Annotated in this window: 10 protein-coding genes and 1 pseudogene; 1 reads left to right on the top strand and 10 read right to left on the bottom strand. The window is 67.7% G+C overall.

Annotated features, from left to right (window positions below; genetic code table 11):
* Positions 1 to 51 precede the first annotated feature (51 nt).
* From rlmN to rpsB, 10 genes and pseudogenes are all read right to left on the bottom strand, one after another.
* Entirely contained in the window at positions 52 to 1179 is a 1128-nt protein-coding gene (gene rlmN / locus BHE97_RS14880) for a 23S rRNA (adenine(2503)-C(2))-methyltransferase RlmN (protein ID WP_087624816.1), read from the bottom strand.
* 136 nt (positions 1180 to 1315) lie between these two features.
* Positions 1316 to 2350, bottom strand: a complete 1035-nt coding sequence (locus BHE97_RS14885; RefSeq protein WP_087624817.1) for a putative zinc-binding metallopeptidase — start codon at positions 2348 to 2350, stop codon at positions 1316 to 1318.
* A gap of 48 nt (positions 2351 to 2398) precedes the next feature.
* Positions 2399 to 3271 carry a transglutaminase family protein gene (locus tag BHE97_RS14890; protein ID WP_170931443.1) on the bottom strand — a complete coding sequence of 291 codons (873 nt, stop codon included), beginning with the start codon at positions 3269 to 3271 and terminating at the stop codon, positions 2399 to 2401.
* The gene (locus BHE97_RS14895) at positions 3268 to 5724 is read right to left on the bottom strand and encodes a circularly permuted type 2 ATP-grasp protein (RefSeq protein ID WP_087624818.1); all 2457 of its coding nucleotides are present in this window, start codon (positions 5722 to 5724) and stop codon (positions 3268 to 3270) included. Before BHE97_RS14895 ends, BHE97_RS14890 begins: the two co-directional genes overlap by 4 nt.
* A 63-nt stretch (positions 5725 to 5787) precedes the next feature.
* Positions 5788 to 6627, bottom strand: a complete 840-nt coding sequence (locus tag BHE97_RS14900; RefSeq protein WP_201791462.1) for a phosphatidate cytidylyltransferase — start codon at positions 6625 to 6627, stop codon at positions 5788 to 5790.
* Positions 6617 to 7171, bottom strand: a complete 555-nt coding sequence (gene frr, locus BHE97_RS14905; RefSeq protein WP_170931446.1) for a ribosome recycling factor — start codon at positions 7169 to 7171, stop codon at positions 6617 to 6619. The genes BHE97_RS14900 and frr overlap by 11 nt, the downstream gene beginning before the upstream one ends.
* Before the next feature lie 33 nt (positions 7172 to 7204).
* Positions 7205 to 7912, bottom strand: coding sequence for a UMP kinase (gene pyrH, locus BHE97_RS14910; RefSeq protein WP_087624821.1), 708 nt, complete (start codon positions 7910 to 7912; stop codon positions 7205 to 7207).
* A gap of 53 nt (positions 7913 to 7965) precedes the next feature.
* Positions 7966 to 9516, bottom strand: a pseudogene (locus BHE97_RS20770) (DASS family sodium-coupled anion symporter).
* Positions 9517 to 9775: 259 nt separating this feature from the next.
* Entirely contained in the window at positions 9776 to 10591 is an 816-nt protein-coding gene (gene tsf, locus BHE97_RS14920; RefSeq protein WP_087624822.1) for a translation elongation factor Ts, read from the bottom strand.
* A gap of 37 nt (positions 10592 to 10628) precedes the next feature.
* Positions 10629 to 11498, bottom strand: coding sequence for a 30S ribosomal protein S2 (gene rpsB / locus BHE97_RS14925; RefSeq protein WP_087624823.1), 870 nt, complete (start codon positions 11496 to 11498; stop codon positions 10629 to 10631).
* Between the two features lie 288 nt (positions 11499 to 11786).
* Between rpsB and BHE97_RS14930 the strand changes: the two genes are divergently transcribed.
* Complete coding sequence (locus tag BHE97_RS14930; RefSeq protein WP_087624824.1) at positions 11787 to 12656, top strand: peptidoglycan DD-metalloendopeptidase family protein; 870 nt, start codon at positions 11787 to 11789, stop codon at positions 12654 to 12656.
* Positions 12657 to 12682 lie beyond the last annotated feature (26 nt).

Here is a 12682-nt window from a genome sequence, read left to right on the forward strand (position 1 = left end):
GACGGCGAGGGCCTCAGCCAGGGCGGCCGGCCGAGCGGTCGAGTCGATGTCTCAGGCGTCGGCGGCGGCGAGCTGGCCGCAGGCACCGTCGATATCGGAGCCGCGAGTGTCGCGCACCGTGGTGGGGATGCCTCTGGCGACCAGACGGCGCACGAACTCGCGCTCGTCCTCGGGGCGCGAAGCGGTCCACTTCGAGCCCGGCGTGGGATTCAACGGAATGAGGTTGACGTGGACCCAGCCCCAGTCGCCATAGGAGTTGAGGACATCGGCAAGCATGTCGGCCCGCCACGCCTGGTCGTTGATGTCGCGCATCATCGCGTACTCGATGGAGACCCGACGCTTGGTGACCTTGGCGTATTCCCACGCCGCCTCGACGACCTCGGCGACCGAGAACCGCGTGTTGATCGGGACGAGCTCGTTGCGCAGCTCGTCATCGGGTGCGTGCAAGGAGAGCGCGAGCGTGACCGGGATGCCCTCTGTGGCCAACTGCTTCATCCGTGGCACCAGACCGACCGTGCTGACGGTGATATTGCGTGCCGAGAGCCCGAGTCCGTCGGGGGCAGGAGCGACCATACGACGCACCGCGCCGATGACCGCCTTGTAGTTGGCCATCGGCTCACCCATACCCATGAAGACGACATTGGACAGCCGCCCCGGTCCTCCCGGCACGAGACCCTTCGCCATGGCCGCGGCCCCGTCGACGACCTGATCGATGATCTCGGCCGTGCTCATATTGCGCTGCAGGCCGCCCTGGCCCGTGGCACAGAACGGACACGCCATACCGCATCCGGCCTGGCTCGATACGCAGATGGTGGCGCGGTCCGGGTAGCGCATCAGCACCGACTCGACCAGTGAGCCGTCGAACAGCCTCCAGAGGGTCTTGCGGGTCGTGCCGCCATCAGCCTCCATCACGCGGACCTGGTCGAGCAGATCCGGTAACAGTGCCCCGGCGATCCGGTCGCGGCTGGCAGCCGGAAGATCAGTCATCTGGGCCGGATCACGTTCGAGCCGCGCGAAGTAGTGGTGGGCAACCTGCTTGACGCGGAAAACCGGCTCCCCCAGGTCCGCCGCGGCAGCCTTGCGTTCGGTGGCATCGAGGTCGGCGAGGTGGCGGGGCGGCTTGCCCCGGCCCTTCGGCGGCGTCAGCACGAGCGGCAGCGCACGGGTCGGCTCGGTCATGTCCCCAGTGTCCCAGACGGGGCCAGATGCCGACGAATCGTCGATCCCCGGACGTCTCTCGGGCGGTAGACCATCAACCTCTCCCCGTCCTGGCGGTACCTCATCACCCCCCCGCGGCGGCGATGACGTTCACTCGCTACCGCTGCCCGCGCGGCGAGGTTGACCGGCTACCCGCGGTCGCGCGCTGACGACCGATGAGCGAGGCCACGAATTCCAGCTTGTCGAGCACGGCCGGAGCGAGAACGAAGGGATACAACGGCTCCTTGCCCATCGATTGGTTGATCTGGTTGAGGGCGGTGCTGAGCGGGATCCAGATCCCGGTCACGAGATCGCGGAAGACGGTGAACGCCGTCGGGTCCGCGGTGATGAGGCCGTAGGCGCTGGCCGTGTCGACCGAGTCGGTGATATGCAGCACGTGCGCGAAGGTCTCGGCGAAGTCCTCGAAGGGATGCATCGTCGCGTAGGCGCTGATGTAGCGCTCGGGCCAGTCCTCCGGCGGCCCCTGCGCATAGTGGCGATCGATCTCGGCCTGGTAGTCCGCGCCCTCGTCGCCGAACAACTCGCGATAGCGGGCACGCAGCCGGTCATCGTCTACCAGGATGGGCTCATAGTAGTGGCCGACCTCGTGCCGGAAGTGTCCCAGCATCGTGCGGTACGGCTCATCGAGCTGTACCCGCAGCCGCTCACGATAGGCGTCGTTCCCCTCCGCCAGGTCGATCGTGATGACGCCGTCCGCGTGGCCGATCGTGACATCCTCGTTCGTGCTCGAGAGAAGGTCGAAAGCCAACCCGTTCTCGGGGTCCTCCTGGCGAGGGACGATCGGCAGTCCGAGCTCGTCGAGCTCTACGATGAGCCGCCGCTTGGCCTGCTCGGCGATGCCGAAGGCGCTGAGCCCCACGAGATCGGCGTCATTGGGTCGGGTGCGTGTCAGAGAGCAGCTGAAGCACAGACCGTCCGGGGTCCCTGTGAGCCACGTGCAACCCGAAAGCTCCAGGTTGGCGCAGCGGGTCCACCGCAGGCCCGATGCATCGGTATAGATGTCATCATCTGCGCTGAGCGGGACGATGGCACGCTCAACCCGCGAGAAGCCGAGCCGGCTGCCGCAGGTGACGCAGACGGAGTTTTCGAAGTAGAGGGCGCTGTCGCAGACTCGACAGGTGAAGGCACGCACAGACCCAGTCTGGTGGGGCGTGGCGCGCTCCGCACGCCACGGAACCGCTCAGACCGCCTGCACGTCCACGTACACGGTCAGCTCCGAGGAGGACGCCGTCGTGAACACCGTCCCTTTGACGGGAGGGACATCACCGTAGTCTCGCCCCCAGGCCACGGTGACATAGCGGTCGTCGACGCGGGTGTCATTGGTGGGATCGACCGCCAGCCAGTCATCATCCCCCAGCCACACGGCCGCCCAGGCGTGCGATGCGTCCGCGCCGACGAGGCGCTCGCGGCCCGGCGGCGGCGTCGTGGCAAGGTAGCCGCTCACATATCGCGCCGCCAATCCATGTGACCGCAGGCAGGAGAGGAGCAGGTGCGTGAAGTCCTGGCACACGCCCGCTCGCGCGGCGAACACCTCGTCGACCGTCGAGGTCACCGAGGTCACGCCGGGCCGGTAGGCGAAGTCCGCGTGGACGCGATGGACGAGCTCGGCCACCGCCTCACCTATCGACCGCCCCGGCGACAACGAGACCGCGGCGTACTCGCGCGCCGAGTCAGGATGCTCGACGAGCGGCGATTCGAGGGCGAAATCGGCGGCGAGCCAGGCCCCCGGCTCCGCGCTGCCGAGCGGACGGCAGGTCTCCCAGGAGCGGTCGAGCATGGCGCGAGGGGGTTCCGCCGCCTCCACCTCGACCACGCTGTCCGCATCGACCACGAGCTCGGTGTGCGGCACGGTGACGTGGAAGTACCGGACCTCGTTGCCGTAATAGTCCGAGGAGACCCCGAGGTCCTCGGGCTCGGGCACGACCGTCACCGCCGCCTCGGTGACCTCCTGGCCGGGCGTCCGGCGCGGCATGACCCATGCCAGCCCGTAACTGCCGGTCACGGGGGCGTCGTACGCATAGGACGTCCGATGCCGCACCTGATACCGGGTCACGGCTCGATCACCAACGGAAGCTCGATCGGGCGCTGCCACGGACCGGACGCCAGGTGGACGTTCTCGACGGCCTCCGACAGCGACCGCAGCTGGCTCTGCACCGTGAGCAGGAGTTCGCGCAGTCGCGGTCGGTACTCCCCCTCGATCACCACGAGGTAAGCCAGATCGGCATCGCTCAGCAGAGCCAGCAGATCGTCGACCAAACGCTCGGGCCGAGTCGAGCCCGAGGATGCAGGCAGCGCCGTTAGATGCTGCTGCATCCGTTCGACACAGAACCGCAGGGAACGGGGGTTTCCCGCGTCGAGCACCAGCAGATCGACCACATTGGCCACTCGGACATATCCGCGATAGCGGCGCCGGTGGGTCACCGCGCTCTCACTCACCTGAAGCACCGCATCGAGCACCTCACGATCGACCTCGGGTCCCCGACGACGCCCCAGCGTCGGTTCCAGCAGATGCGTCAGCTGCGACGCCCGTTCGATCGAGCGGCCGAGCTCATGGAGCCGCCACGCGGCATCACGCACCATGTTCTCGCTCACCCCGTTCAATGCGAGCGCACCGGTCAGCATCGTCTCGGCGTCCTCCCCCCGATACGTGTCGCTCGTCCGCTCGCGTGAGGAGCCGAGGGCGCGGGCGAGCGCGCCGGTCACCCGGAAGAGATCGGGTGACACCTGGTCGCGCAGGCTCTGCGCGAGGAGGGTCAGCTGCTCGACCGACTGGGACACAGAGCCCGGTCGGTCCGCATCGCTGAGCGCGGCGCGCAGATCATCGGTCTCGGAAGCGGTGTCGGGTATCGACACGAGTCCGCGCAGGGTCGTGCGCAGCACCGCGAGCGCCGCGCCTCCCGGCGAGCCGGGACGGTGATGGAAGTCGAGCGCCAGTGTGTGACAGAGCAGCCAGAGCCGCAAGGTGTCCTCGATGCGGACGATGTAGCGGCCCATCCAGTACATGTCCCCTCGCGCCCGCGGCGGCAGGGTCGGCGGCGTACGGAGCGCGGTGACGGACATGAGCTCGGACAATCCCTGGTCGGGGTCCGCCGGATCCTGTTTCACGATCCAGACGTCCTTGCTCACCTGTTGCTCTCCGACCGTGCTGCGCGCGGTCACCAGACCACCGGCCATCGGCCGGTAGGAGGCACCGTGCCGCATCGTGAAGGTCCGCCACCGCACCGTATGCGGCGTGAGCCGATCGCCCTCAAGGGCCGGCATGGACGAGGCCCGCCGGGACTCCTGTCCGACCCAGCGCCACGGCTCGGTCTCGATGCGATGGCGTAGGTCTTCGGCGCTCGAAGGGACACCCCGCCCGTCGAGCGATGTCATGCGCAACTCGTCGATCCGGTCGATGAGCACGTCGCGACCGCCCGGAGCGCCGCCCCAGTAGGTCCGGGCCGATGAGAGACGCAGGGGCTCGCCGAGCAGCTCCTCGCACAGGCTCGGCAGGAAGGGCATCAGGCCGGGGTTCTCGGCGACCCCGGCCCCCAGCGAGTTCACGATGCGGACATTGCCGCGACGAACCGCCTCAGACAACCCGGGAACCCCCAGCCGGGAGTCTCCCCGCAACTCGAGGGGGTCGCTCCAGGCCGCGTCGACACGACGCACCACCACGTCGACACGTTGCAGACCGTCAAGCGAGCGCAACCACAGGCATCCCGACGACACCGTCAGGTCGGCGGCCTCCACGAGCGGGAATCCCATGCTCGCCGCGATCGAGGCCTGATCATAGACCGTCTCCGACATCGGCCCCGGCGACAGCACCACTGCGTGCGGTGACTCGACCCCATCAGGGGCAGCCTGCAGGATGGCCGAGCGCAGCGTTTGGAAGAAGGGCGTGAGCCGATGCACAGCGGCCTCGCGGTGCAACCGGGGAAGGACCCGTGAGAGCACCCGCCGGTTCTCCATCGCGAAACCGATGCCCGACGGCGCCTGCACACGATCCGCCGTCACCAGCCATTCGCCCGTCTCGTCCCTCGACAGGTCGGCCGCCGCCAACGTCACCGGCGCCAGGTCCTCCTGTCCCGGACGGGCCAGCGACCGCACGAAGCCGCGATGCGCGAAGACGACCTCCGGGGGCAGCAGACCGCGGCTCAGGATCGTGCGATCGGTGTACAGATCCGAGACGATCACGTTCAGCAGCTCCGCGCGCTGCGCGAGACCCTTCTCCAGGTCCGCCCACTCGGCGGCCTCGATCACCAGGGGGACCGGATCGAGCCTCCAGCGGCGCTGCCGCTGTCCCGGCGGAGCGTAGACGACGCCGTCATCGGAGAGCATGCGCTCGATCTCGGCATTGACGCGCGGCAGATCGACGAGATCCGGTTCATAGCCGGCGAGCAGACGCCGCCAGGCGTCGCGGGGCGCACCGTCCTCCGCTACCACCTCGTCGTAACCGCTCGCCGTCGGGTCGAGAGCCAGCGGCAATTCACGGCGCGCGGCAGCGTAGTCGCGGAGGCCGCTCATGCGGCGCATCCGTCGCCGGCCCAGTGCGCGCCGTCCACCCGAGTCATCTGCTCGCAGCGGCTCTCAGGACACCGGCACGAGCAGGTAGAGCACCAGATAGGCCACCGGTGCGACGGCGATCAGGGAGTCGAGACGGTCCATCAGACCACCGTGTCCCGGCAGGATATCGCCCATGTCCTTGATCCCGATATCGCGTTTGATCAGCGACTCGCACAGATCGCCCACGGTCGCCATCACGACCGCTGCCGCGCCGAGCAGCACGCCGACCCAGACCTCGCCGTCGAGACCGTAGACCACCACCAGGGTCGACAGCACGACGCCGGCGATCATCGAGCCGGCGAAGCCCTCCCAGGACTTCTTCGGGGAGATGGTGGGCGCCATCGGATGCTTGCCGAACAGCACGCCGGCCGCGTAGCCACCGATATCGGAGGCGATCGTGGCGACGACGAAGGCGACGATGCGCCAGGCACCGTCCGGATTGTCCAGCATGCGCACGACGAAGGAGCCCATGAGGAAGAGATAGGCGAGACAGAAGACTCCCGCCGTGCTGTCGCGCACGAATCCGTCGGCACCGCGCGGCAGCCGGACCACCAAGGTCGCCAGGACTGAGAGGGCCATGACGGCCGCGGCGGTCTCCATGTCGTCGAAGTAGGCGACCCCGAGCATGCCCAGCCCACCGACGAGCACCGGCAGCACGGGCACGGTGATGTGCGCAGCACGCAGCGCCTTGCTCAGCTCGAGGAGGGCCACGGTGAGGGCGAGCGCGACGACGAGGACGAACAGGTCCTTGACGAAGAACAGCGATGCCACGACGACGGCGCCGAGGCTGACCCCGACGCCGATTGCCGCTGGCAGATTGCGCCCAGCCCGACTGGGCTTGGGCTGAGGAGAATCAGACGTCAAGGAGCTCTGCTTCCTTGGCCTTGAGGGCCTCGTCGATCTGATCGACGTACTTCTTGGTCAGGCCATCGAGACGCTTCTCCGCGCCGGTGTTGTCGTCCTTGCTGATATCGGAGTCCTTCTCGGCCTTGTCGAGGGCCTGCTTGGCCCCCCGGCGCACAGCGCGCACCGCCACACGCCCCTCCTCGGCCTTGGACTTGGCGAGCTTGATGTACTCCTTGCGCCGCTCCTCGGTGAGCTCGGGCAGCGTCACCCGGAGCACCTTGCCGTCGTCGGTGGGATTCACGCCCAGATCGGAGTCACGGATCGCCTTCTCGATGGCGCTCTTGGCCCCCTGGTCGTAGGGGCTGATGATGACGGTGCGCGCCTCGGGCACCTGGAAACCGGCGAGCTGCTGCAACGGCGTGGGCGTGCCGTAGTAGTCGGCGGTGATCTGCGAGAACATCGCCGGATGGGCGCGCCCGGTGCGGATCGCGGCGAACTCCTCGCGCGTGTGCTCGACGGCCTTGGTCATCTTGGACTCGGCGTCGCGCAGGGTCTGGTCGATCACGTCATTGCTCCTTGGTCGGTCCGGCGGGGATCAGGCCGCGTGGACGAGTGTTCCGATCTTCTCACCGCGCAGGGCTCGCGCGATGGTGCCCTCGCCGTGCATGCCGAAGACCAGCATCGGCAGACGGTTCTCCATGCACAGGGCGAAGGCGGCCGCGTCGACGACCTTGAGGCTGCGCTGAAGCGCCTCGTCGAAGGTGACGTGGTCGAACTTGCGGGCCTCGGGGGTGGTGCGGGGATCGGCATCGTAGACACCGTCGACGCCGTTCTTGCTCATCAACACCGCGTCTGCCTTGATCTCGAGGGCACGCTGAGCCGAGACGGTGTCGGTGGAGAAGTACGGCATACCGGCACCGGCGCCGAAGATGACGACCCGCCCCTTCTCCAAGTGCCGGATCGCACGGCGCGGAATGTACGGCTCGGCCACCTGCGCCATGTGGATGGCGCTCTGCACGCGCGTCTCGACACCGGTCTTCTCGATGAAGTCCTGCAAGGCGAGGGCGTTCATGACGGTGCCGAGCATGCCGATGTAGTCGGCACGCGACCGTTCCATGCCTCGCTGGCTGAGCTCGGCGCCGCGGAAGAAGTTGCCGCCGCCGACCACGATCGCGACCTCGATGCCGTCGGCCACGGCCTCGGCCACCTGTCCGGCGATTCCACCGACGACATCGGGGTCGATACCGATGCCTCCGCCGCCGAAGGCCTCACCGGAGAGCTTGAGGAGAACGCGTCGCGACATGATGACGAGCCTATCGGATGGTTGCACGTGGGCGGTGGCCCAGCGTCCTCGAGCTAGTACGCGATACCGAAGATCCACACCGCCAGCGTCATGGTCGTCAGCGTGATCGCCACGATGCCGAACATGTTCAGCCAGAAGCCGCCCTTGATCATCTGCCCGATCGTCACGTAGCCCGATCCGAAGGCGATCGCATTGGGTGGTGTCGCGACCGGCAACATGAAGGCACAGGTCGCGGCGATCGCCACTGGGACGGTCAGCAGCAACGGATCGAGGCCGAGGCCGACCGCGACCCCACCGGCGAGAGGCAGGAAGGTCGCCGCCGTCGCCGTATTGCTGGTCAGCTCCGTCAGCGCCAGCACTCCCGCTGCCACGATGAGCACCACGAGCACGACCGGCACGGCGCCGAGACCACCGGCCTGCTCGCCGATCCACTCGGTGAGGCCGCTGTCGGTGAACTGGGCGGACAGCGCCAGGCCGCCGCCGAAGAGCAGCAACACGCCCCAGGGCAGGGTCACGGCGCTCTCCCAGTCCAGCAGGCGGACACCCCGCGCCGCACCGGCGGGCAGGATGAATAACAAGAGCGCGATCACCATCGCGACCCCCGCGTCATCGAGCGGCGGGTCATCGAGAACCAGCGGCAGGGCCACCCAGCCGATCGCGGCCAGGACGAAGATCGCCAGTACTCGCCACTCCCCCGACGACATCGGACCGAGCTTGTCCAATTCCTCGCTCAGCATCTCGTGGCCACCGGGTATCTCCTCAATCTCCGGCTTGAACAACACCTTCGTCAACAGCCATCAGCAGAACACCAGGAAGACCAGTGACAACGGGCCGCCGACCGCGAGCCATTGCGCGAAGCCGATCTGGACATCGTGATTGGCGTCCATATAGCCGACGAGCAGCGTGTTCGGCGGCGTGCTGATGATCGATCCCAACGAGCCGAGGGACGCGGCATAGGCGATGCCGAGCATCAGCGCGGTGCCGAAGTTCGAGCTCTTGACCTGCTCGGCGAGATCCTCGTCCTCGCTCTCGAGATTGGTGACCAGCACGAGGACCGAGATACCGATCGGCAGCATCATGACGGCCGTCGCGGTGTTCGAGACCCACAGACTGATGAAGGCCGTCGCGATCATGAAGCCCGCCACGACCATCGTCGGCTTGGTACCCATCGCTCGTACCGTCAGCAGCGCGAGCCGCCGGTGCAGATTCCAGCGCTGCATAGCCAGCGCGAGCATGAAGCCGCCCATGAACAGGAAGATGATGTTGTTCCCGTAGGACGCCCCCACATCGTCGACTCCGACATCGTCGATCGCAAGGGGGAACACGACCAGCGGCACGAGAGCGGTGGCCGGGATCGGGATGGCCTCCGTCATCCACCAGATGGCCATGAGCACGGCGGTGGCGGCGGTCATCCTCGCCGCGTGCGCCAGATCCTCCGACAGCACGAGATACATCAGGACGGCGGCGAGCACGCCGATGAGCAGCCCGCTCCACCTGATCGAGTTCTTCCGCTGGGAGACCGCCTCGTCACGCTCGCCGGGCGCGATCTCCTGCTCGGTGTCTTCCTGTTCGTCGTGGTCCGTCCGGCGCGCGCTGTCAGCCATAGCGTTCCCTCCCTGTGCTGGCGGTCACACCACCGTAGGAGGGATCGACGTCGCGCGCAGCGCTGGCGTCCTGCCCCGCGGTGAGACAGTGTCCATTCCAGACCAGCAGACGGACGCTCGCCACCCACCGCCCACGGCCGAGAACGGACGCCTACTCACCGCTCCCTACCGTCAACCAGGCCACGGTCTGTCTCGCGCGGGCCGGGAAATGCAGCGACCCCGCGGGATCACCCGCGGGGTCGCTGGACGAGACGTGGCGTCAGCCGCCGACCTCGATGTGCGCGAAGCGCTTGATGGCCACGCCGGCCTCGTCGAGGACCTGCTTGACCGACTTCTTGTTGTCGGTCACCGAAGGCTGATCGAGCAGCACGGTCTCCTTGAAGAAGCCGTTGACGCGACCCTCGATAATCTTGGGCAGCGCCTGCTCGGGCTTGCCCTCCTCGCGAGCGGTGGCCTCAGCGATCTCGCGCTCCTTCTCCACGATCTCGGACGGCACCTCCTCGCGGGTGAGATAGCGAGGACGCATCGCGGCGATCTGCATGGCGGCGCCGCGGGCGGCCTCCTCGCTGTCACCCTCGAACTCCACCAGCACGCCGACCGCCGGAGGCAGGTCAGTCGCACGGCGGTGCATGTACGTCGCGACATTGCCATCGAAGGCCGCCACGCGACCGAGCTCGATCTTCTCGCCGATGACGCCGGCGAGCGAGGTCACCGCCTCGTCGACGGTCTGTCCGTCATCGAGCTGCGTGCTCTTGAAAGCCTCCGCGTCGGCTGGCTTGGCCGCATCGGCCGCAGCGGCCAGACGCTCGGCCAGCTCGATGAACTGCTCGTTCTTGGCCACGAAGTCGGTCTCGGAGTTGAGCTCGACGATCGCAGCGCCGGAGTTCGCAACGAGACCGGCGGAGGCCTCACGCTCAGCACCTCGCTTGGCGGCCTTGGCAGCGCCGCTGATGCGCAGCAGCTCGACGGCCTTGTCATAGTCACCGTCGGCCTCGGTGAGGGCCTTCTTCGCGTCCATCATGCCCGCCCCGGTGGCGTCGCGGAGCTTCTTGACATCGGCAGCAGTGATTGCCATGGGTTTCTACCTCTGGATTCTGTCGTGAAAGGGGCGATCAGGACGCGGGCGACTCGTTGCCGGCCGGGGCGGGCGCCTCGGCGGCAGGAGCCTCAGCGGCGGGCGCCTCGGCTGCCTTGTCCTCGGTGCCCGAGGTGAGCAGCTCGCGCTCCCAGTCGGCCAACGGCTCCTCGGCACCGAGCTCCGAGCCCGGAGTCTCCTCGCCGGTCTTGGCGCCGCTGCGGGCCATCAGGCCATCGGCGGCGGCATCGGCGACGACACGCGTGAGCAGGCCGACCGAGCGGATGGCGTCATCATTGCCCGGGATCGGGTAGTCGACGTCATCGGGGTCGCAGTTGGTGTCCAGGATCGCGACGATCGGGATGTTCAGCTTGCGGGCCTCGTCGACCGCGAGGTGCTCCTTCTTGGTATCGACGATCCAGACCGCATTGGGCGTGCGGTGCATGTCGCGGATACCACCGAGGGTGCGCGAGAGCTTGTCGTACTCGCGCTTCATCTGCAGCAGTTCCTTCTTGGTGCGGTTGGAGCCCGCGACATCGTCGAAGTCGATCTCCTCGAGCTCCTTCATGCGCTGCAGGCGCGCGCTGATCGTCGAGAAGTTCGTGAGCATGCCGCCCAGCCAGCGCTGGTTGATGTAGGGCATGCCGACCCGCTTGGCCTGCTCCTCGATCGGCTCCTGCGCCTGACGCTTGGTGCCGACGAACAGAACCGTGCCGCCGCGCGCGACGGTGCTCTTGACGAACTCGTACGCGGCGTCGATGTAGGCGAGCGACTGCTGCAGGTCGATGATGTAGATGCCATTGCGCTCGGTGAAGATGAAGCGCTTCATCTTCGGGTTCCAGCGACGGGTCTGGTGTCCGAAGTGCACGCCGCTCTCGAGCAGCTGACGCATGGTGACGACGGCCATGGCCGTACTTCCTCTCTGCCTGGTTGACGGCACCACCGGTGGCGGTGCCCCTGGCGTCCGAACTGACGCAGGCCGCCCGCGAGGCGGGACCAGGTCTGCGACGGTGCATTCAGCGGTACGCGTCATGCACTTTCGGGCGCGCGAATTTCGCCTCGTTCGAGGCGATGGAGCAAGTCTAGCCGAGGCCGGTGCGGGAACGAAATCCACACCCTGCCGGGTTGTCCGACGCCGTCCACAGATCGCGATCGACATCTTCTCCTGAGGGCCACGTTCGGGTCGACTCGATCCATGACAGCCCTACTCCTCGCCACCGCTTTGCTCCTCCCCCACGGCCTCTCCACCGACGCGTCCTGGCTCTGGCCGGTCCAGACGCGCTCCATCGAGCGAGGGTTCGCGCCTCCGACGGACCCGTACGGACCAGGGCACCGCGGTGTCGATCTTCCCGGGCGGGCAGGTGAGACGGTCGTCGCCGTGGCCTCGGGAACGGTGACCTTCGCCGGCGATGTCGCGGGAGTCGCGACGGTCACAGTGGACCACGGCGTCGAGCGCTCGACCTATCAACCCGTGCGGGCGACGGTCGTCGTCGGCGACTCCGTGCAGGCTGGTCAGCCCCTCGGCTCGCTCCTCACCGGTCATCCGTCGTGCCGTATGACGTGCCTCAATCTGGGTCGGCTGCGCGGTGACGAGTATCTCGACCCGGCTGCCCTGCTCGGCACAGACAAGGTGCGGCTGATCTCCCCCGACGGTCCACCGCCGTCACCACCGTCCTGGGAGCCCGAGGGGATCGTCAACCTCCTCGGCGGACCGGTCACGTCGCCCTTCGGGATGCGCCGCCATCCGGTCACCGGCGAGGTCAAGCTCCACGATGGTGTCGACCTCGGAGCCGCCTGCGGCACGCCGGTTCCCGCCTTCCTGGCCGGGACAGTGACCTTCTCCGCCCCGCGTGGGGCGTACGGAGAACAGGTCGAGCTCGCCCACGATGACGGCCGAGTCACGTCGTACAGCCATCTGAGCAGGCGCGACGTGCGCACCGGCGACCGCGTCGAGAAGGGCAACATCATCGGACGGGTGGGCACCACCGGCATGTCCACTGGATGCCATCTGCACCTCATGCTTCTCATCGACGGAACTCCGGTCGATCCGCTCTCCGCCGGGTGACCCAGGGAACCCGTTGAGTGTGACGT

Origin of the sequence: Aeromicrobium sp. PE09-221, from assembly GCF_002174305.1 — a bacterium.
Lineage (GTDB): Bacteria > Actinomycetota > Actinomycetes > Propionibacteriales > Nocardioidaceae > Aeromicrobium.